Here is a 19,743-nt window from a genome sequence, read left to right as displayed (position 1 = left end):
TCCCCATGCGTCTGATCAACCGCGTTCCGGGCCGCACCGGTTGGACGCTGCTCGTGATCCTGCCCTTTGCCATCCTGCTGTTCACCTACCTGACCAGCTCGGCGCAACGGCTCGAAACCAACCCCAACGACAAGCTCCTGCCAAGCTTCACACAGATGTCCAGCGCCGTGGAGCGCCTTGCCTTCACCCCGGACAAACGCAGCGGCGACTACCTGTTCTGGCAGGACACCGCGTCCAGCCTCAAGCGGCTGGGCGTCGGCCTCGGCATTGCCGCGGTGGCCGGGCTGTGCCTCGGTGTTGCAGCGGGGACGCTGCCGCTATTCAGCGCACCTCTGTCGCCGTTGCTGACGGTGCTGTCGATGGTACCGCCGCTGGCAATCCTGCCGATCCTGTTTATCGTCTTCGGCCTCGGCGAGCTGTCCAAAGTCATGCTCATCGTCATTGGCGTCACCCCGGTGCTGGCGCGCGATCTGGAGCAGCGCGCGCGGGAGTTGCCGCCGGAACTGCTGATCAAGGCACAGACGCTCGGTGCCAATACCTGGACGCTGATACTGCGCGTGGTTCTGCCACAGCTGCTGCCGCGCCTGCTGATCGCGCTGCGCCTGGTGCTGGGTTCAGCCTGGTTGTTTCTGATCGCCGCCGAGGCCATCGCGTCCACCGACGGTCTGGGCTACCGCATCTTTCTGGTTCGCCGCTATCTGGCGATGGATGTGATCCTGCCGTACGTGGCCTGGATCACCCTGCTCGCCTGGAGCATGGATTTCGGTCTGCGCAAGCTCACCCAGTTGGCCTTCCCCTGGTACGAAGGAGCCAAGGCATGAGCGATGTCATCCGCACGGTGGGCGAACAACCCGCCAAACCATTCATACGAGTCAATAACGTCTGGCAGGAATATGGCGATCAGGTAGTGCTGGAACGCCTCAACCTCAGCGTCAATGAGGGTGAATTCTGCACCCTGGTCGGCGCCTCCGGCTGCGGCAAGTCCACCTTTCTACGCCTGCTGCTGGGCCAGGAACGGCCCAGCCGGGGCGAAATCTTGCTCGACGACGCCCCCATTGCCAGTGAGCCGGACGCCAGCCGCGGTGTGGTGTTTCAGCGTTATTCGGTATTCCCGCACCTGTCGGTGCTGGACAACGTCGCCCTTGGCCTGGAGTTGCCCAGGGCCCCGCTACTGGGCCGGCTGTTCGGCCGCGGCAAGCGCGAGGCACGCGAGCAGGCCGAAGTGATCCTGCGCAAGGTCGGCCTTGCGCACTCGCTGGACAAGTACCCGGCGCAGCTCTCCGGCGGCATGCAGCAGCGCCTGGCCATCGCCCAGGCACTGGTGATGAAGCCTCGCGTGCTGTTGCTGGACGAGCCGTTCGGCGCGCTTGATCCCGGTATTCGCAAGGACATGCACGAGCTGCTGCTGGAACTCTGGCGTGAAACCCGACTGACCGTGTTCATGGTCACCCACGACCTGTCCGAAGGCTTCACCCTCGGCACGCGCATTCTGGTGTTCGACAAGACCCGCCTTGATCCGCACGCCCCCGGCGCCTATGGCGCACGCGTCACTTACGACATCCCGCTGAACACCGATCGCCACGTTGCGCGCGCCTCTGCTGGCGACCTGCCGACGCACCTGGGCCATCTGCATACCGACAATCAAGGAGCCTGACATGAGTGCTTCACTCGCCATTCGCCCCACGCTGTACGAGGAACTCGTTCCTGGCGGCGGCCACACTTCTTTCATCCTCAAGCGCGGTCAGTTGCTGCGCCTGACCGATATCGAAGGCGGCGCCAACGTCAGCCTGCTGATGTTCAACGCGCATGAAAAAAGCGAGCGCCTCAACCTGCCGGACACCCTCAAGTGCCAGCACACCGCCAAACTCACCGCCAGCCACTGCCTGTATTCGGACATGGGGCGGGTCCTGGCCTGCATCACTGCTGACACCTGTGGCTGGCATGACAGCTTTGGCGGTGTGCTCAACGCCGCTGAAGTAGCCGAAAAATATGGCGAGGGCCGCTACCAGGAGCTGCGTAACGGCTTCTTCCGCAACGGCGCCGACAACCTGCTGGTGGAAATGGGCAAGTGGAACCTGAACCTGCAGGATCTGCTGATGACCCTCAACCTGTTCAGCAAGGTCACCGTCGACGCCAATGGCAGCTTCAGCTTCGAGTCCGGCAACAGCAAAGCCGGCGACTATCTCGAGCTGTACGCGCCGATGGACACGCTGATCGTGCTCACCAGCTTGCAGCACCCGATGGACCCGAATCCCGCGTACGCGCCAAAACCCGTCCAGCTCAGCTGGCACCGCGTCGACAGCGACGGTATCAGCGTCCTTTGCCGCACCTCGCGCCCGGAAAACGCCCGAGGCCTCCACAACACCGAACGACTCTACATCTGAGGGGGTGCCAACATGACCATCCACGAAAGCAACTTGCACCCCAAGGCCGCCACCTTTCGCCATATGATCCCGGCCGGCGAGCCTTATCTGTTCGAAGTGAAGGCCGGCCAGACCCTGCGCCTGCTCGACCTTGAGGGCAATCAGGCGGTCGATACACTGTTCTTCAGTGCCACGAACCCGCGTGAGCGCTATGACCCCCAGCGCACCCTGCGCAAGCAGAACCAGGTCTACCTCACCACCGGCACGGTGCTCTACTCCAACCTTGGCAACCCGCTGCTAACCATAGTCGCCGACACCTGCGGTCGCCACGACACCCTCGGCGGCGCCTGCGCCCAGGAGAGCAACGTGGTGCGCTACGCGCTGGACAAGCGCTACATGCACAGCTGCCGCGACAATTTTCTGCGTGCGAGCCTGCATGACGGTCGCCTGGAGAAGCGCGATGTCGGCGCCAACATCAACTTCTTCATGAACGTTCCGGTCACGCCCGATGGCAGCTTGACCTTCGAGGACGGTATCTCCGCCCCGGGCAAATACGTTGAGCTGAAAGCCCAGCAGGACGTGATCGTGCTGATTTCCAACTGCCCACAGCTAAACAACCCGTGCAACGGCTGGAATCCCACGCCCGCCGAGGTACTGGTATGGGACTGATGCCGCTGCTGCAGCGTTATGTGCTGCCCCTGATGCAGGCGCGCGCCGGCCAGCGGCCTGCAACGCATGTCCCGGATGCGCCCGACTCCGCACCTGCGGAAGCCACTCGCACAGCCCCAGACAGCGGCCCGCCACTTCGCTGAAACCACCCTACAGACGATTCAGTCCCTGGACGACCGGGGGCGACGACGAAAGAAAGCGGGACGGCCCGCCTCCCCCTGAGGGAATGAAGATGTTCGACAAACTCCTGATCGCCAACCGCGGCGCCATCGCCTGCCGCATTCTGCACACGCTGCGTGCCCTGGACGTAAAAGGCGTGGCCGTCTATTCAGAAGCGGATGCCGCCAGCTTGCACATCCAGCAGGCCGATGAAGCCCATAGCCTCGGTGACGGCGCTGCATCGAATACCTATCTGGTGGTCGACAAGATCCTCGGTATCGCGCAGGCCGCCGGTGCGACGGCGATTCATCCAGGCTACGGTTTTCTTTCCGAGAATGCCGCCTTTGCCGAGGCCTGCGAGGCGGCTGGCATCGCCTTTGTCGGGCCGACGCCCGAGCAGCTTCGGGTGTTTGGGCTCAAGCACACCGCCCGAGCGCTGGCCAAGCAGCACGGCGTGCCGATGCTCGAAGGCACCGAACTGCTCGAGAGCCTCGAAGCCGCGCTGGACGCCGGTCAACAGATCGGTTACCCCGTAATGCTCAAAAGCACCGCTGGCGGTGGCGGCATCGGCATGCGCGTGTGCCGCTCGGCCGAGGAACTGTCGGATGCCTTCGACGCCGTCAAACGCCTGGGGCAAAACAACTTCAGCGATTCGGGTGTGTTCATTGAAAAATACATCAAGCGCGCCCGCCATCTGGAAGTGCAGGTATTTGGTGATGGCGAGGGAGAGGTGATCGCGCTCGGCGTTCGCGACTGTTCTGTGCAACGCCGCAATCAGAAAGTGCTGGAAGAAACACCGGCACCGAATCTTCCTGCCGGCATGGCCGAGGCGCTGTGCGAAGCCGCCATCAAGCTGGCCAAAGCGGTGAACTACCGCAGCGCTGGAACCGTCGAGTTTGTCTACGACGCTGACGCCGAGCGCTTCTATTTTCTTGAAGTGAACACCCGCCTGCAGGTCGAACATGGCGTGACTGAAATGGTCTGGGGCGTCGACCTGGTGCGCTGGATGATCGAACTGGCCGCCGGCGATCTGGCCCCATTGTCGGCACTGGCGAAGGACTTGAATCCCAGCGGCCATGCCGTCCAGGCACGCCTCTACGCTGAAGACCCGGGCCGGGATTTTCAACCGAGCCCAGGCCTGCTGACCGCCGTGAATTTCCCCGAGGCCGATCGCACGGCCCTGCGCATCGACACCTGGGTCGAGGCTGGCTGCGAGATTCCGCCCTACTTCGACCCGATGATCGCCAAGCTCATCACCCATGCGCCGACCCGTGAAGCGGCCCACGCTGCGCTCGATCAGACTTTGGCCGACACCCTGCTCTATGGCGTCGAGACCAACCGCGACTATCTGCGTCAGATCCTCGCCTATGTGCCCTTTGCCGAAGGCAATCCCTGGACCCGCTGCCTGGAGGGCCTGACTTACCAGGCCGCCACATTCGAGGTGCTCACTGCTGGCACCCAGACCACCGTGCAGGACTTCCCTGGACGGCTCGGCTACTGGGCTGTCGGCGTGCCGCCGTCCGGTCCGATGGACAGCCGTGCGCTGCGCCTGGGCAATGCGCTGCTTGGCAATCCGGCCGATGCCGCGGGCCTGGAAGTCACCATGAGCGGGCCGATCCTGCGCTTTAATACCGATGCGGTAGTCGCAGTAACCGGCGCTGACATTCCAGTGAAACTCGACGACATCGAGCAACCGATGTGCACCGCGATCCTGGTCAAGGCTGGCAGCACGCTTGCGCTCGGCACCCTCGCCGGGGCCGGTGCGCGCAGTTACCTATGCGTGCGCGGCGGACTGCAGGTCCCTGATTATCTGGGCAGCAAGAGCACCTTCACCCTCGGCCAATTCGGTGGCCATGCCGGACGCGCCTTGCGGGCCGGTGACGTGCTGCATCTCCCCGAGCTGGCTGACGACAGCGTTGGCGCCAGCTTGCCGCTAGAACTGTGCTCGGCCTTGCCCGCAGTGCGCGAGATTCGCGTGATCTACGGCCCGCATGGCGCACCGGAGTATTTCACCGAAGGCTATATCGACAAATTCTTCGCCACCAACTGGGAAGTGCATTTCAACTCCAGCCGGACCGGCGTTCGCCTCATAGGGCCGAAACCCGAATGGGTGCGTGACAGTGGTGGCGAAGCGGGCCTGCACCCGTCGAATATCCACGACAACCCCTACGCTATCGGCGCGGTGGATTTCACCGGCGATATGCCGGTAATCCTCGGTCCGGACGGCCCGAGCCTCGGCGGTTTCGTCTGCCCGGTGACCATCATCGAGGCCGACCTCTGGCAGATGGGCCAGCTCAAGGCTGGCGACAAGCTGCGCTTCGTACCCGTGGATGTGACCACTGCACGGCAACTGGCGAAGGCGTTGAACGACGAATGTGCGCTTCGTGGCAGCCAGAGCGACGGCGGCCCCCTCGCTCCTACACGAGCGCAAGGCCTCACCTCTCCCATCGTCCTTGATCTGGGTGAGGATGATACCCGGCTGGTCGCCCGCCTCTCCGGCGACACCCACCTGTTGCTGGAAATCGGCGCGCCGGAGCTGGATCTTGTCCTGCGTTTCCGTGGCCATGCGCTGATGCAAGCGCTGGAGGCAAAGAGCCTCGACGGCGTAATCGACCTCACCCCCGGGATTCGCTCCCTTCAGGTTCACTACCAGCCAGAAACCCTGCCGCTACAGACGTTGCTCGACATCGTCGAGGGTGAATGGGACGCGGTGTGCGCCGCCCGCGACCTTAAAGTCCCCTCGCGAACCGTCTACCTGCCCTTGTCCTGGGACGACCCAGCCTGCCAGTTGGCCATCGATAAATACATGACCACGGTACGCAAGGATGCGCCCTGGTGCCCGAGCAACCTGGAATTCATCCGCCGCATCAACGATTTGCCAAACCTCGACGACGTGCATCGCACGGTGTTCGAGGCCAGCTATCTGGTGATGGGCCTCGGTGATGTCTACCTCGGCGCCCCAGTCGCGACCCCGCTTGACCCACGGCATCGGCTGGTCACCACCAAGTACAACCCGGCACGCACCTGGACTGCGGAAAACTCCGTGGGCATCGGCGGCGCCTACATGTGCGTCTACGGCATGGAAGGCCCGGGTGGCTACCAGTTCGTCGGCCGCACCCTGCAGATGTGGAACCGCTACCGCGTGGTGGAGGCTTTCGGCGGCAAGCCCTGGCTGCTGCGTTTCTTCGACCAGATCCGCTTCTATCCGGTTTCTGCCGAAGAACTGCTGAAGATCCGCCGCGATTTTCCCCTGGGCCGCTACCCGCTGAAGATCGAAGAGAGTGAGCTGCGCCTGTCCGACTATCAGGACTTTCTGGCGAAGGAAGCCGAAGGCATTGAAGCCTTTCGCAGCCAGCAGCGCGCCGCGTTCGACGCCGAACGCCAACGCTGGATCGCCTCCGGCCAAGCGCACTTCGAAAGCGAGGAAGTCGCCGCTGAACTCGGTGAAGACGCCCCGCTCGGCGCTGGCGAACACGGCATCGAAAGCCACATTGCCGGCAACCTTTGGCAGGTCTCGGTGGCCGAGGGCACCCGAGTAGAAGCCGGCGACGTGCTGGTCATACTCGAGAGCATGAAGATGGAAATTCCGCTCACCGCCCCGGTTTCCGGCGTGGTGAAGGACATTCGTGTACAGCCTGGTTCGCCAGTGCGCGCCGGCCAACGGGTGGTGGTGATTGAGGAGGCGTGACGCCGTCCGGACAACACCGAACCCTAGGGTGGATCGCGCTTCACCGATCCACCAACCGGCCCAACGGGTCGGCAACGAACATCGCGGTGGGAAAGGCGTTGCCGTTTTCCACCCTACGAGGGACATGAGATGACAGCGACTTTCGACCTGCGCCTAGCCACCTTGAGCGCCGCCTATACCGCGGGAAAAACCACCCCGCGCCAGCTGATCCTCGAACTGCGCGACAGGGCCGCGGCGCTTAACGGCGAGTTCAACGCCTTTATCCACCTGCTGAACGCCGAGGAGCTTGAGCCCTACCTGGCCGCACTGGACAGCAGATCCCCGGACGAGCTGCCGCTGTACGGCATCCCGTTTGCCATCAAGGACAATATTGATCTGGCCGGCATCCCCACCACAGCCGCCTGCCCGGCCTTTGCCTACACGCCGGAAACCAGCGCCACCCTCGTCGAGCAGCTGATTGCTCTTGGCGCGATTCCGCTCGGCAAGACCAACCTCGATCAGTTCGCCACCGGCCTCAACGGCACCCGCTCGCCCTACGGAGAATGCCGTAACAGCGTGCACCCGGCTTACCCGTCGGGCGGCTCCAGTGCCGGCTCTTCGCTGGCCGTTGCGCTTGGCATCTGCAGCTTTGCGCTGGGCACCGACACCGCCGGTTCTGGTCGTGTACCGGCGGCGCTGAACAATCTGGTCGGCCTCAAGGCCAGCAAAGGACTGATCTCCACCGCCGGTGTCGTACCGGCGTGCCGTACGCTGGACTGCGTTACCTTTTTCACCGCGACCGCAGCCGAAGCCAGCCAGCTTCTCGCCCTGACTGCCAGCCTCGATCCGGGGGACGAGTACAGCCGCGCCAACCCGGCATGGAACGACGGCTCGGCTTTTGGCAAGGTCAGCTCCTTCCGCTTCGGCGTGCCAAGCGGGCTGGAGTTTCTCGGCTGTCCGGAAAGCCCGGCGCTGTTCGCCACCACCATCGAACATCTACAGGCTCTGGGGGGCGAGCCGGTCGAAATCGACTTCAAGCCGTTCCTTGAGGCAGCGCGCCTGCTGTATGAGGGCCCCTGGGTCTCCGAACGCTACAGCGTCGCGGGGGCGCTGATCGAACAACAGCCGGACGCCGTGCTGCCCGTCATCAAGGCCGTGCTGGAAAAGGCGCCGGGCACCACGGCGGTTCAGCTGTTCCGCGCCCAGTATCGGCTGCAGCAGCTCAAGGCAATCTGCGACCGGATCATGGCTGAGGTCGACTGCGTTCTTACGCCGGCCTATCCGCGACCGGTCACCCTGGACGAGCTGCACGCCGAGCCGGTCAAACGCAACTCGGATCTGGGCTATTACACCAACTTCATGAACATGCTCGACTATGCCGCCGTCGCGGTACCCGCCGGCACAATGCAGAACGGCCTGCCGTGGGGCGTGACCCTGTTCGGTCGCGCATTCACCGACCAGTACCTGCTGAGCCTGGCCGATGCTCTGCAGCGAAGCACCGAAATCCCCCTGATCGGCGGCCAGACCATCACCAAACCCGCGCCGACACATCCGGCGCGCAATGACCAAGCCCGCCTGGTGGTGTGCGGCGCGCACCTGGACGGCCTGCCGCTGAACGGGCAGCTCAAGCAGCGCAATGGTCGGTTGCTGGAAGCCACCCACAGCTCAGCCGACTACAAGCTCTACGCGCTCGCCGGCGGGCCGCCGTTCCGCCCTGGCATGGTCCGTGCTGCCGACGGCGGAGCCGCCATCGAAGTGGAAGTCTGGGAAATTCCCAGCAGCGAACTGGGCTCGTTTCTCACCGGCATTCCCGCGCCCTTGGGGTTGGGCAAGGTGCAACTGGCCGACGGCCGCTGGGAAACCGGCTTCATCTGCGAGCCCTATGGCCTGGAGGGGGCCGTCGACATCACCGAATTCGGTGGCTGGCGGGCTTACATGAGGAGTCAGCGCTAGCAGCCATCAGGGCCGGATGGTCCGGCCCTACGGGCACTGCCACCCGCCACTATTGCCGCTCGGCCTGGCTACGATGTGGCTTGGCGGGATTGATATCGCCACTCCTTTTCGTTCCCGTCGGAACATCCCTTACCGGACGTCCTCCGATGCAAAGCGACGCCGAACATTCGGCTCAACCTGCATCAGAGGAGGCTCCATGCGCATCACCCTTCCACCTCTCGGCTTTGGCGGCGCACCGCTGGGCAATATGTTCCAGCCACTCGACGAAGCCACCGCTGACGCGACGCTCAAGGCCGCCTGGGAAGCGGGCATCCGCTATTACGACACCTCGCCGCACTACGGTGCAGGCCTGGCCGAACAGCGCTTCGGCCGATTGCTCAGCCACAAGCCGCGCAACGAGTTCGTACTGAGTACCAAGGTGGGTCGGCTGCTGAGGCCGGCGAGTGCCCCCGAGAATGCCAAGCCCTTCGTCGACGAGCTGCCGAACAAGCGCGTCGTCGATTATTCGGCCGACGGTGCACGGCGCTCCATAGAGGACAGCCTGGAGCGCATGGGCGTCGACCGAATCGACGTCGCCTTCATTCACGATGTGTCCGAGGACCAGTGGGGCGCGCAGTGGACCGAATATTTCCAGCAAGCCATGAATGGTGCGGCCAAAGCCCTGACGCACATGCGTGAAGAAGGCCTGATCCGGGGCTGGGGGCTGGGCGTCAATCTGGTCGAGCCCTGTCGCATGGCACTGGAACAGGCGGACCCGGACGTCTTTCTCCTCGCCGGGCGCTATTCGTTGCTGGACCATCGCGAGGCGCTCGATACGCTCTTCCCGCAGTGTGTGGAGCGCGGCGTCGGGATCGTGGTCGGAGGGCCCTTCAACTCCGGCGTACTGGCCGGCGGCGACCACTACGATTACGCCGACGCGCCTGACGAGATCCGCCAGAGGACGCAGGCCATCGAGACCGTATGCGGCGAGTTCGGCGTGGATATCCGTGCCGCGGCGTTGCAGTTCTGCCTGGCCCACCCCGCGGTGCTGTCCGCCATCCCCGGCACCAGCAACCCGAGGCGCCCGGCGCAGTACGTGCAGCAGGCCGAAGCCGAAATACCGCCCGCGTTCTGGCGGGCACTGAAGGACAAGCAACTGCTGCCTGAAGATGTACCGGTGCCTACGTAGCACGTGTTCGGCGCGTGGCGCGGCACAAGGCATGCGCTGCACGGGCCGCACGCACTCAAGGTTTCGCTCACTGAGTCAAACGAGGCATCAACTTCCTGTGATGCCTCGCCCCCCACTTGCCCGCCTTCGCGCCCCGCTTGTCTTGACCAAACCTAGGCACCATAGCAGCGCACGCCTCACCATTTGAGCGCAGCACCGTTACGGTTAAAGCGTGACAGTTAGTCTAGATATACCCACTAATTCATTGAATCAGATGGAAAAAGATCAACTGACTAAATATGGCACGCAACCTGCTCAGACCAGATAGAACGGGATGAGTCGCCACCACGCTCATGACGCTCGGCACACAGGAGCAATACAACAGGCGAACTAGGGTTCCGGCTCATGCAGATGAGCGCTGGTCCGAGAGTTCTCCGGTCCCACGGATTGGGACTACACGGCGGGATAAAAGCCCGGGAGGACGCGATGTCATCCCGTGCCGGTTCTTCCACTGTGTAGGAGTTTCATCATGACTGGACCACTGCTGCGTTCGCTGCACCACACCTTGCTCGGCGCCACGCTGGCCGCCGCGACGATATTTGCGCCGCTGGCAGCCCAGGCTGCTGACACGATGAAGATCGGCACGGTGGTATGGGCCGGTTATGGCCCCTTCTACGTCGCCGAGAAGAAAGACCTGTTCAAGCCCCACGGCCTGGATGTCGAACTGCAGTTCTTCAACGACCCGGCTCTGATCCCCACCGCCATGCTAAGCCGCGCCCTGGACGGCGGCATGTTGACCTACGATCAGGTAGTGGCCTCGGTCGCCAAGGGCCTCAAGCACCGCGTGGTGATGCCCATCGACTTCTCTAATGGGGGTGACGCCATCGTCGCCGACGCTTCGATCAATACTGTGGCCGATTTCAAAGGCAAGAAGGTCGGCTACAACCCACTGTCGCCGTCGGACTTTCTGCTTGCCTACGCGCTGCAGCAGAACGGTATGACCGAGAAGGACATCGACCCGGTCAACATGACGCCCGAAGGCATTCCCGGCGCCATGGCCTCGGGCAATCTGCCGGTCGGCGTCACCTACGAACCCAATGTCTCGCAGATCCTCTCGATGGGCGGGGGCGACAAGTTCAAGGTGGTGTATTCCTCCAAGGACGCCCCTGGCCTGATCACCGACGTGCTGGCCTTCGACGAGGCGGTAATCGCCAAGAAGCCGGAAGCCATCAAGGCGATGATCCAGGGCTACCTCGACGGTCTGGCCTATATGCAGGCACACCCCGAGGAGTCAGCAGAGATCATTGGTCAAGTGCTTGGTGTCAGCGCCGAGGAAGCCACTGAACAGATGTCCGGCGCCTACAACATTCCGCTCGCTGAAATGGGTAAGAGCTTCGCCCCCGGTGACGACACCCATTCCTTCCACGGCAGTGGCGCAATCATCGCCAAATTGTTGGTCGACAACGGGCAGATCCCGTCCGTGCCGGACTTCAACAACACCTATGACGCCCAGTTCGTCGAGGCGCTCGCCAAGTAGTGCATGGCGGGCGAGCCGCCGCTCGCCCGCTCGGAGGCCGATATGCAAACGCGCAAACCGCTCTACCGCTACGCCGATGGCCGCGTGCCGAACAGCCTGGCCATGACCTACGCCCTGCTCGGCTACCTCGCCGGGCTTGCGCTGCTGTTCCCGGCCAATGGCTGGCTCAATGCACTCGGTACGTTGCTGCTGGCGCACGCGATGATCATCGCTGCCTATCTGATCCATGAGTTCGCCCACGGCACCATTTTCAGTGTCCCCAAGCACAACCAGTGGGCCGGCAACGTCAGCAGCTGGCTGGCCGGCAGCTGCTACGCCGATTTCCAGGACCTGCGCAAAAAGCACATGCGCCACCACGTCGACCGTGCCGATGTGATCACCTTCGACAGCAAGGCCTTTCTGAAGGCGCGCCCCGTGTGGTTCCAGAAGCTGGTGATCGCGCTGGAGTGGGCGTATGTCCCGGCGGTCGAGCTGATCATGCACCTCTACGTGATCGTGCTGCCTTTCGTGACCCCCAACGAGAAGCACCGCGCCCGGCGCGGCAAGGTCGCCCGTGTCATGCTGATCCGGGCTCTGCTGTTCGCCCTGCTCGGTTGGTTATCGCTTAAAGCCTTGGCGCTGTATGCCTTGGCCTGGTTGCTGATGGTCACCGTGCTGCGCTTTGCCGACGCCTACCAGCACACCTACGACGCCTTCGCCGTGCTGGAAGATGGCCAAGTACCCGAAGACAAGCCACGCGACCGCGCCTACGAACAGCTCAATACCTACAGCAACGTGGTGTCCGCCCGCTGGCCGTCGCTCAACCTGCTGCTGCTCAACTTTTCCTACCACAACGCCCACCACGAGAAACCCGTCGCGCCCTGGTATCGCCTGCCTGCGCTGCACGCCGAGCTGTATGGCAGCGCCTACAACCAGGTCATCCCGATGCGCGACCTGCTCGGCAGCTTCCACCGCTATCGCCTGCGTCGTGTGCTGGATGACGACTACGGCGTTGTGGGAGAAGGTCCGCAAAAGGCAGATGGCTTCTACGGTGCAGTTGGCGTGTCTTTCCTCACGGCGGTGTGAAATGCATAAAGCACTCGATTATCGCGGACGTTGTGTCGTACTTACGGGCGCGGCTGGCGGCATTGGTCGGCAGCTGGCCAAGACCTACGCCGAGGCCGGCGCCACGCTGGAGTTGGTCGATCGCGACCCGGACGCCCTCGCCGAACTGGTCGAAAACCTTCGGCCAGAGGGCCCGCTGCACGCCACCACGCTGGAGCTCGGTGATTGGCGGGCGGTGCAGCTCTTCGCTGATGATCTCGCCTGCCGTAACCGCTCGGTCGAGGTGCTGGTGAACAATGCCGGTGTCGAATACCAGACACCCATAAACGAACCCACGGCCGAAGCTGACGCGTGCTGGGCGCAGCTATTGGACAACAACGTGTCGTCCATGCAGCGCCTGACTCGGGCGCTGCTGCCTCGCCTGCGGGCCGGTGCGAGCGTAATCAACCAGGCCTCCATCTGGGGGCTGAAGGGCGTGCCGGGCTTTTCCGCCTATGCAGCGAGCAAGCATGCAGTGATCGGCCTGACCCGCTCACTGGCCTGGGAACTGGGGCCTCGCCGCATCCGCGTCAATGCTGTCTGCCCCGGCTGGATAGGTACTGATGCCGCGATGCGCTCGCTGCGCATCATGGCGGCGGAAAACGGCCGAAGCGAGACAGAAGAACTGGTCGCCGTGCTGGCGGCACAGGCGATTCCGGAACTGCTGACCCCGGCGGACCTGTCCGGCACCTTTCTGTTCCTTGGCTCGCCGCTGGCCGCGGCGCTGACCGGCCAGGCGCTGTCGGTAAGCCACGGCGAGGTCATGCATTGATGCATCTTCTGCCTTTGGAGGGCAAGGTAGCACTGGTTACCGGCGCGGCGACCGGCATCGGTCGAGCAACCGCACTGGGCCTGGCCGGGGCCGGCGCGCGGGTCTGGATCAACCACTTCGGCCAGCACGCACTGGCGGAACAAGTGTGTGGAGAGATCCAATCACGGCGCGGAAATGCTCGCCATGTCGAGGCTGATGTGGGTTCGGCAGCCGCCGTTGCAGGGATGTTCGAAGAGATCATTGCGGACGGGCCGCTGGACCTGCTGGTCAACAATGCCGGGGTGATCCTGGAAAAGCCTTTTCTCAAAACCAGCGAACAGGACTGGGCACAGGTGCTCGGCGTCGACCTCAATGGCGTTTACCGCTGCTGCCAGCACGCGCTGCGCCATATGCAGCCGCGCGGTTGCGGGGCCATCGTCAATGTGGCTTCGGACCTCGGTTTTCTCGGGCGCAGCGATTACGCCGCCTATTGCACCGCCAAGGCCGGGGTCATCGGCCTGACGCGCTCGCTGGCCCTCGAATTCGCCGTCAGCGGCATCCGCGTGAACGCCGTCGCGCCGGGCCCCATCGCCACACCCATGTGCTCGCCAGCGCACATGAGCCCTGAGTGGCTGGCCAAGGAACTCGAGATTCCCATGGCCCGGTTCGGCACGCCGGACGAGGTCGCGGCGGCCATCGTTTTCCTGCTCTCACCCCAGGCCAGCTATTTCACCGGACAGACGCTCGGGCCCAACGGCGGCTCATGGCTGGGCGCGTGATGAGCCTGCTGCCACAGACGCTATTGGTCACGGGCGCAGTCGCCTGGGGCCTCGGCTGGTTGCCCCTGCACCATTTCGCCAGCGTCGGACTGGTCGGCATGCCGCTGGTGTTGCTGGTCTATGGCCTGCTCAGCCTGTTCGCGGTGCCAGTGCTTTGGTTCGAGCGCCGTGCGTGGCTGCCGCAGCGCAACGGGCTGCTGGCGATCGCCGTTTGCGGCGGCGGTGCGACCGCTGCACTGGTCACGGCGCTGGCCATCGGCGAGGTGGTGCGGGTCATGCTGCTGTTTTATCTCGCGCCGGTCTGGGGCGTACTGGGTGGCTGGCTGTTGCTGGGCGAACGCCTCACACCGCTGCGTATCGGTGCCCTGCTGCTGGCCATGCTCGGCATCGGCTTGACGCTGGACATCAGCAGCGCGCTGACCCACCCACTGAGTGGCAGCGACTGGTTGGCGCTCGCCGCTGGCCTTGGTTTCAGTCTGAACAATCTCGCCACGCGCGCCGCCGATCAGGTGCCTTTGGCGAGCAAGACGCTGGCTCCGTTCCTGGGCAGTGCATTGATTGCCGTTGTGCTCTGCCCTGTGCTTGGTGAATACCCGCCACCGCTGAGTCTCGCCCTGAGCTGGCAGATCGGTTTGATGGCCCTGGGCTGGCTGCTGAGCATGGCTGCCGTGCAGTACGGCGTCAGTCACATCGAAGCCGGGCGCGCGGCGGTGCTGGTGGTCTTCGAACTGGTGGCCGCCGTGTTCTCCGCCGCCTGGCTTGGCAACCAGACCATCGGTACACATGAATGGCTTGGCGCGGCCCTTGTAATGATTGCCGCACTGACCGCCAGCTGGCCGGAACGCCCGGCACTGACCGTAATTCGGAGTTCTTCGCTATGAACAGCGTGCACATGAATCATATGAGCTGGGTCGAGTACGAACACCGCGTGCGCGACGGTGCCGTGCTGTTCCTGCCTTGCGGCGCCACCGAACAGCACGGCCCGCACCTGCCGCTGGGTACCGATGCGCTGCTTGCCAGCGCCATCTGTGCCGATGTGGCGCAACGCGTCGGCGGACTGGTCGCACCAGCGCTGTCTTACGGCTACAAATCTCAGCCCAAATGCGGTGGTGGCCAACACTTCTGCGGCACCACCAGCCTTGATGGCGCCACACTCAGCGCTCTGGTGCGCGACGCCGTACGCGAATTCCATCGGCACGGCGTTAAGCGGCTGGTCCTGGTGGTCGGCCATTACGAGAACCAGTGGTTCGTGGGCGAAGGCATTCAACTGGCGCTGCGTGAACTCGGGCCGGATGCCGGGCTTGAGGTCATGCGTCTGGAGCATTGGGATTTCTGCCGTGAACAGACCTTGGCCGAGGTGTTTCCGGATGGTTTTCCGGGCTTCGCTCTGGAGCATGCCGCGGTCATCGAAACCTCGCTGATGTTGCATTACCACCCCAGCCTGGTGGCGCTGGCGCGCATCCCGGATGAAGCTCCCGCCGACTTCCCACCCTACGACATGTATCCGCCCCGCACCGAGTGGGTTCCCCCGTCAGGCGTGCTCTCATCGGCCAAGGGCTCCACGGCGGAAAAAGGTCAGCGCATGGCCGACGACATCGTTGGCGGCATCGCTGCGGCGGTAACCCGTGAATTCGCCCTGGAGCGCCCGGTATGACGTTGCCTCTGGAGCATGCAGCGCTGCTGGTGATCGACATGCAGCGTGACTTCTGCGCACCGGGTGGCTACGCGGCGCACGCCGGACTGGACATCGAACGCCTGCGAGCGCCCATCGAGCCAATTCGCCAGTTGCTGGTCGCCGCACGTCGATGTGGCCTCCTCGTCGTGCACACCCGCGAAGGCCATCGCGCCGACCTCAGCGACCTGCCCGAGACCAAGCGTCGGCGTACCGAAGCCTGCGGCGCGCCAATTGGTACGCCCGGCCCTATGGGGCGCTTAATGGTGCGCGGTGAATATGGCAATGACCTGATCGACGAGCTGCAGCCCGAACCCGGCGAGCCGGTGATCGACAAGCCCGGCTACAGCGCCTTCGCCCACACCGACCTCGAATTGCTGCTGCGCAATCGCGGCATCCGGCATTTGATCCTGACGGGCGTGACGACCGAAGTCTGCGTGTCTTCAACGCTGCGGCATGCCGTGGACCTCGGCTTCGCCTGCCTGACTGTCGCCGATGCCTGCGGCTCGGCTTACCCCACGCTGCATGCTGCCGCGCTGTCGATGATCGGTGTTGAAGGCGGGCTGTTCGGTGAAGTCATCACCAGCAATGCGCTCATCGCCCTGCTGGAGATGCCGGCATGACCGATGTGCTCAAACTCTGGCCGCTGCTTACCGCGACCCATCGCTATGACAAATCCATCTCGACGCGCAATCGGGGCGTAGGCGTCCAGATCGAGGCGCCAATTCTGGCGTTCCTGATCGAGACCCGGCAGGGCCGCATCCTTTTCGATGTCGGGTGCGATTACGCCAAGCTCAGCGACCCGGACCTCAGAGCTCGGTGGTACGACCCGCTGGAGTTCCCCATGGGGCCGCCGCAGATGACCGAAGAACAGCGCTTGCCGGCCCACCTTGCCCGGCACGGCCTGACGCCGGCGGACATTGACCTGGTGTTTCTCAGCCATCTGCATTTCGACCACGCCGGCGGGCTCTGCGAACTGTGCGGCTGCGATGTGCATGTCCATGAAGCCGAACTCGATGCGGCGCTCGCCGAAGCAGACGATGCCTACTTCGCCGACGACTTTCGCGGCAGCTTCGTCGACCAGCATCGTTGGAAATTGCAGCGCGAGGAGTACCAGCTGGTGCCTGGCGTACAGGCCATCAACACGCCGGGGCATACCGCCGGCCACATGTCATTGATGGTCGAACTGCCGCACGGCAAGCCGATCATCCTCACCGGCGACGCCGCCGACCTGCAGGAAAACCTCACTGATGAGATCGCGCCGGGGCTCTGCTGGCAAGACCGCGAAGACCTGGCGCTGGACAGTATTCGCAAGCTCAAGGGACTGGCAGCCGAAACCGAAGCCGAGTTGTGGCCTAACCACGACATGGCCTTTTGGCGAACCCTCAAACGCTTCCCGGAGTACCACACATGAACAGCGTTCCCGAATCCTATCTGGGCGTGTGGCGCCGCCGTCTGTTGACCACCACCGACGGACGCCGCGACGAAACCAGCGATGTCTACTGGCTGCAGACCGCCCATCTGCACGCCGACATACGCATCCCTCACCCGCCGACCGCCTCTGCGTCCCTGGCTACCTGTTCGCAGGCGCAACAGCTGGACCTGTGCGAGCAAGCCGGCTTTGCCGGGTTGACCCTTGTGGAAGGCGACATCTGTCAATGGCAGCGCCTGATCGATTACCAGCCACCAAGCGCTGCACCGGACATCGGCCGCATGCGGTTTGAAGGTGCGCATCAACTGCTCGAAGACGGCCTGGACGGCCGCTATCACGAGGTCTGGCAGCGCGTTCCTGAATCGGAAGGAACCAATTGGGGCCTCTGGCTGCGCTCGGCCGATGAGCCGGAGCGACAGGCCTGTCTGCTGGTGGCCGGTGACTACTTCATGTTCGCCGCCGACCGACCCGTGGCCCTGGACGCGGATGGCAGTTGCCTGCGCGATCAGGTCGCCCGCGCTGCGCCAGCAAAACGACTCGAACTGCTGGCCTGCGAGATTTCCTTTGGCCGCCAACGCAACGGTGCGACGCCCTGGATGATCAGCCACTCGACGCTGCCCGGACGTGTCGGTGACAGCCTGCTGCCGAGCTATTGGAATTTCAGTCAACCGGCCGGTATTCCCGAACAGGATCTGGCTCGAATCGGACAGTTTCCGCCAGCACTGGGGTGGGTAAGGGTGGCGAATCCGCATTCACCAACCGTTCAAGAGGTAGTCGCATGACGGCGCATTTACCCCTTACCGCGGACACCTCTCTGGATCGTCCCACGGCGGCGGAAAGGCAGCCCGCTAGCACGCTGTCAACGGTGCCGGCCAAAGCACGCCCAGCGCGCTGGTGGCGCATTCGTGGCGAGCTGCCGAAAACCACGGTCTGGGCGCTGGCAGCCGCCGGTCTGATTGCTCCCTTCGTTCTCTGGTGGGCCTACACCGCCCTGGGTTTGGCGGATCCGATGTTCATGCCCGGCCCCGGCGCCGTGCTCGAGCGCCTGGGCCGCTGGTGGACCAGCGAAGGCTTGCTCACCGACATAGGCATCAGCGTCTGGCGGGTGATGGCTGGCTTCGGCGCCTCGGCTCTGCTCGCGCTGCCGCTGGGGCTGTACATCGGCACCTATCGCCCGGTGCAGGCTTTTCTCGAGCCACTGACGGACTTTATCCGCTACATGCCGGCGGTAGCCTTTATTCCGCTGGTGATGCTTTGGGTCGGCATCGACGAGGGTTCGAAAGTGCTGATCATCTTTATCGGCACCTTCTTCCAGATGGTCTTGATGGTGGCCGAAGACGTGCGGCGCGTGCCGATGACGCAGATCGAGGCAGCGCAGACCATGGGCGCCAACCGGGGCGAGATCGTCAAGCTGGTGATCCTGCCGTCGGCGCGCCCGGCCATTCTCGATACCCTGCGCATCACCTGCGGCTGGGCCTGGACCTACCTGGTCGTCGCCGAGCTGGTGGCCGCCAATTCGGGCCTCGGCTACGCCATCCTCAAGGCACAGCGTTACATGCACACCGACAAGATCTTCGCCGGGATTCTGCTGATCGGCATCATCGGCCTGCTCACCGACCAGGGCTTCCGCTGGCTGTCACGCCGGGCCTTCCCATGGAGAAAACAAGCATGAGCGACGCCAAGATCCGCATTCAGCAGGTGGGCAAGACTTTCGTTAGCGAGAAGCGCGAGGTCGAGGCGCTGCAGGCTGTCAACCTGGATATCCAGCCAAACGAATTCATTACCTTTGTCGGCGCATCGGGCTGCGGTAAGTCCACCCTGCTGCGCATTATCGCTGGGCTGGAGACGCTCAGCCGCGGCGACATCCTGCTCGACGGCAAGGCCGTGGACGGCCCGGGGGTCGACCGCGCCATGGTGTTCCAGCATTACAGCCTCTACCCCTGGCTGACGGTGATGAAGAACATCAAGTTCTGTCGTCAGCTCAAGGTCATCTCTGACACCGTACGTGGCGACGGCGATGTGGAAACTGCGGCCGGTCGAGCCGATGCGTTGCTCAGCCTGATGGGCCTGAGCAACTTCGCCGATGCCTTTCCGAGCCAGCTCTCCGGGGGCATGCAGCAACGCGTGGCGATTGCCCGCGCCTTGATGCCCAAACCCGCTACCCTGCTGATGGACGAGCCCTTCGGCGCGTTGGACGCGCAGACGCGCGAGGTGATGCACGACCTGATCCGCCATGTTCACAGGCTTGAAAAGACCACGATTCTGTTCGTCACCCATGATGTCGAGGAAGCCATCTACCTGGGCGGCCGCGTGGTGCTGATGGCGCCAAGGCCGGGGCGCATCGATTCGATCTATGACGTCCCGCTGCCCGCTCAGCGCCATCAGGACATGAAGCTCTCGCCTGAATTCACCAACCTCAAGCGCGAGATCCTCGGGCGCATCCGCGAGACCTCCGGCATGCAGACCGATCTCGACCAGCTGGCGAAACTGACGGCCATTGCGGGTTAAACGGAGCCCTGGTCGGCGGGCGT

18 protein-coding genes and 1 riboswitch are annotated in these 19,743 nt (G+C 63.8%); all 18 genes read left to right on the top strand.

The genetic code is table 11. The annotated features are described in order from the left end of the window. Positions 1-5 precede the first annotated feature (5 nt). The 18 genes from AAGW23_RS09770 to AAGW23_RS09685 all read left to right on the top strand — a co-directional run bounded on the left by AAGW23_RS09770 (position 6) and on the right by AAGW23_RS09685 (position 19,720). Positions 6-821, top strand: a complete 816-nt coding sequence (locus AAGW23_RS09770) for an ABC transporter permease (RefSeq protein ID WP_159967809.1) — start codon at positions 6-8, stop codon at positions 819-821. Then, positions 818-1,654 (top strand): ABC transporter ATP-binding protein, encoded by an 837-nt coding sequence (locus tag AAGW23_RS09765; RefSeq protein ID WP_342406285.1) that lies wholly within the window; start codon positions 818-820, stop codon positions 1,652-1,654. The genes AAGW23_RS09770 and AAGW23_RS09765 overlap by 4 nt, the downstream gene beginning before the upstream one ends. 1 nt (position 1,655) lies before the next feature. Further along, positions 1,656-2,384 (top strand): urea amidolyase associated protein UAAP1, encoded by a 729-nt coding sequence (locus AAGW23_RS09760; RefSeq protein ID WP_342406284.1) that lies wholly within the window; start codon positions 1,656-1,658, stop codon positions 2,382-2,384. A gap of 12 nt (positions 2,385-2,396) precedes the next feature. After that, on the top strand, positions 2,397-3,032 hold the full coding sequence (locus tag AAGW23_RS09755; protein ID WP_342406283.1) for an urea amidolyase associated protein UAAP2: 636 nt from the start codon (positions 2,397-2,399) through the stop codon (positions 3,030-3,032). Between the two features lie 232 nt (positions 3,033-3,264). Continuing rightward, complete coding sequence (gene uca / locus AAGW23_RS09750) at positions 3,265-6,879, top strand: urea carboxylase (RefSeq protein WP_342406282.1); 3,615 nt, start codon at positions 3,265-3,267, stop codon at positions 6,877-6,879. A 129-nt stretch (positions 6,880-7,008) separates the two neighbouring features. After that, positions 7,009-8,811 (top strand): allophanate hydrolase, encoded by a 1,803-nt coding sequence (atzF, locus tag AAGW23_RS09745; RefSeq protein WP_342406281.1) that lies wholly within the window; start codon positions 7,009-7,011, stop codon positions 8,809-8,811. 196 nt (positions 8,812-9,007) lie between these two features. After that, complete coding sequence (locus AAGW23_RS09740; protein WP_342406280.1) at positions 9,008-9,979, top strand: aldo/keto reductase; 972 nt, start codon at positions 9,008-9,010, stop codon at positions 9,977-9,979. Between the two features lie 358 nt (positions 9,980-10,337). Next, a riboswitch (guanidine-I (ykkC/yxkD leader) is annotated at positions 10,338-10,440 on the top strand. Positions 10,441-10,487: 47 nt separating this feature from the next. Beyond that, on the top strand, positions 10,488-11,495 hold the full coding sequence (locus AAGW23_RS09735; RefSeq protein WP_342406279.1) for an ABC transporter substrate-binding protein: 1,008 nt from the start codon (positions 10,488-10,490) through the stop codon (positions 11,493-11,495). A 42-nt stretch (positions 11,496-11,537) separates the two neighbouring features. Next, on the top strand, positions 11,538-12,560 hold the full coding sequence (locus tag AAGW23_RS09730) for a fatty acid desaturase (RefSeq protein ID WP_342406278.1): 1,023 nt from the start codon (positions 11,538-11,540) through the stop codon (positions 12,558-12,560). A 1-nt stretch (position 12,561) separates the two neighbouring features. After that, positions 12,562-13,350: an SDR family oxidoreductase gene (locus AAGW23_RS09725; RefSeq protein WP_342406277.1), complete on the top strand. Its 789-nt coding sequence runs from the start codon at positions 12,562-12,564 to the stop codon at positions 13,348-13,350. Further along, complete coding sequence (locus AAGW23_RS09720) at positions 13,350-14,108, top strand: 3-oxoacyl-ACP reductase family protein (RefSeq protein ID WP_342406276.1); 759 nt, start codon at positions 13,350-13,352, stop codon at positions 14,106-14,108. The genes AAGW23_RS09725 and AAGW23_RS09720 overlap by 1 nt, the downstream gene beginning before the upstream one ends. Beyond that, positions 14,108-14,989 carry a DMT family transporter gene (locus AAGW23_RS09715; protein ID WP_342406275.1) on the top strand — a complete coding sequence of 294 codons (882 nt, stop codon included), beginning with the start codon at positions 14,108-14,110 and terminating at the stop codon, positions 14,987-14,989. The genes AAGW23_RS09720 and AAGW23_RS09715 overlap by 1 nt, the downstream gene beginning before the upstream one ends. After that, positions 14,986-15,762: a creatininase gene (locus tag AAGW23_RS09710; RefSeq protein WP_342406274.1), complete on the top strand. Its 777-nt coding sequence runs from the start codon at positions 14,986-14,988 to the stop codon at positions 15,760-15,762. Before AAGW23_RS09715 ends, AAGW23_RS09710 begins: the two co-directional genes overlap by 4 nt. Beyond that, positions 15,759-16,403 (top strand): isochorismatase family cysteine hydrolase, encoded by a 645-nt coding sequence (locus tag AAGW23_RS09705; RefSeq protein WP_342406273.1) that lies wholly within the window; start codon positions 15,759-15,761, stop codon positions 16,401-16,403. The genes AAGW23_RS09710 and AAGW23_RS09705 overlap by 4 nt, the downstream gene beginning before the upstream one ends. After that, positions 16,400-17,194: an N-acyl homoserine lactonase family protein gene (locus AAGW23_RS09700; RefSeq protein WP_342406272.1), complete on the top strand. Its 795-nt coding sequence runs from the start codon at positions 16,400-16,402 to the stop codon at positions 17,192-17,194. Before AAGW23_RS09705 ends, AAGW23_RS09700 begins: the two co-directional genes overlap by 4 nt. Further along, complete coding sequence (locus tag AAGW23_RS09695) at positions 17,191-17,994, top strand: hypothetical protein (RefSeq protein WP_342406271.1); 804 nt, start codon at positions 17,191-17,193, stop codon at positions 17,992-17,994. Before AAGW23_RS09700 ends, AAGW23_RS09695 begins: the two co-directional genes overlap by 4 nt. Then, complete coding sequence (locus AAGW23_RS09690; protein ID WP_342406270.1) at positions 17,991-18,884, top strand: ABC transporter permease; 894 nt, start codon at positions 17,991-17,993, stop codon at positions 18,882-18,884. The genes AAGW23_RS09695 and AAGW23_RS09690 overlap by 4 nt, the downstream gene beginning before the upstream one ends. Next, positions 18,881-19,720, top strand: a complete 840-nt coding sequence (locus AAGW23_RS09685; RefSeq protein WP_342406269.1) for an ABC transporter ATP-binding protein — start codon at positions 18,881-18,883, stop codon at positions 19,718-19,720. Before AAGW23_RS09690 ends, AAGW23_RS09685 begins: the two co-directional genes overlap by 4 nt. Positions 19,721-19,743 lie beyond the last annotated feature (23 nt).

It is taken from the genome of Stutzerimonas chloritidismutans (assembly GCF_038562055.1).
GTDB classification, from domain to species: Bacteria; Pseudomonadota; Gammaproteobacteria; order Pseudomonadales; family Pseudomonadaceae; genus Stutzerimonas; species Stutzerimonas chloritidismutans_A.
This window is presented reverse-complemented; position numbering and strand designations above follow the sequence as displayed.

Bases quoted from the DNA above. Each gene is read 5' to 3' on its own strand.
- atzF (WP_342406281.1), top strand. From the start codon at position 7,009: ATGACAGCGACTTTCGACCTGCGCCTAGCCACCTTGAGCGCCGCCTAT.
- uca (WP_342406282.1), top strand. From the start codon at position 3,265: ATGTTCGACAAACTCCTGATCGCCAACCGCGGCGCCATCGCCTGCCGC.
- AAGW23_RS09700 (WP_342406272.1), top strand. From the start codon at position 16,400: ATGACCGATGTGCTCAAACTCTGGCCGCTGCTTACCGCGACCCATCGC.
- AAGW23_RS09705 (WP_342406273.1), top strand. From the start codon at position 15,759: ATGACGTTGCCTCTGGAGCATGCAGCGCTGCTGGTGATCGACATGCAG.
- AAGW23_RS09755 (WP_342406283.1), top strand. From the start codon at position 2,397: ATGACCATCCACGAAAGCAACTTGCACCCCAAGGCCGCCACCTTTCGC.
- AAGW23_RS09720 (WP_342406276.1), top strand. From the start codon at position 13,350: ATGCATCTTCTGCCTTTGGAGGGCAAGGTAGCACTGGTTACCGGCGCG.
- AAGW23_RS09685 (WP_342406269.1), top strand. From the start codon at position 18,881: ATGAGCGACGCCAAGATCCGCATTCAGCAGGTGGGCAAGACTTTCGTT.
- AAGW23_RS09690 (WP_342406270.1), top strand. From the start codon at position 17,991: ATGACGGCGCATTTACCCCTTACCGCGGACACCTCTCTGGATCGTCCC.
- AAGW23_RS09760 (WP_342406284.1), top strand. From the start codon at position 1,656: ATGAGTGCTTCACTCGCCATTCGCCCCACGCTGTACGAGGAACTCGTT.
- AAGW23_RS09725 (WP_342406277.1), top strand. From the start codon at position 12,562: ATGCATAAAGCACTCGATTATCGCGGACGTTGTGTCGTACTTACGGGC.
- AAGW23_RS09765 (WP_342406285.1), top strand. From the start codon at position 818: ATGAGCGATGTCATCCGCACGGTGGGCGAACAACCCGCCAAACCATTC.
- AAGW23_RS09740 (WP_342406280.1), top strand. From the start codon at position 9,008: ATGCGCATCACCCTTCCACCTCTCGGCTTTGGCGGCGCACCGCTGGGC.
- AAGW23_RS09735 (WP_342406279.1), top strand. From the start codon at position 10,488: ATGACTGGACCACTGCTGCGTTCGCTGCACCACACCTTGCTCGGCGCC.
- AAGW23_RS09715 (WP_342406275.1), top strand. From the start codon at position 14,108: ATGAGCCTGCTGCCACAGACGCTATTGGTCACGGGCGCAGTCGCCTGG.
- AAGW23_RS09710 (WP_342406274.1), top strand. From the start codon at position 14,986: ATGAACAGCGTGCACATGAATCATATGAGCTGGGTCGAGTACGAACAC.
- AAGW23_RS09730 (WP_342406278.1), top strand. From the start codon at position 11,538: ATGCAAACGCGCAAACCGCTCTACCGCTACGCCGATGGCCGCGTGCCG.
- AAGW23_RS09770 (WP_159967809.1), top strand. From the start codon at position 6: ATGCGTCTGATCAACCGCGTTCCGGGCCGCACCGGTTGGACGCTGCTC.
- AAGW23_RS09695 (WP_342406271.1), top strand. From the start codon at position 17,191: ATGAACAGCGTTCCCGAATCCTATCTGGGCGTGTGGCGCCGCCGTCTG.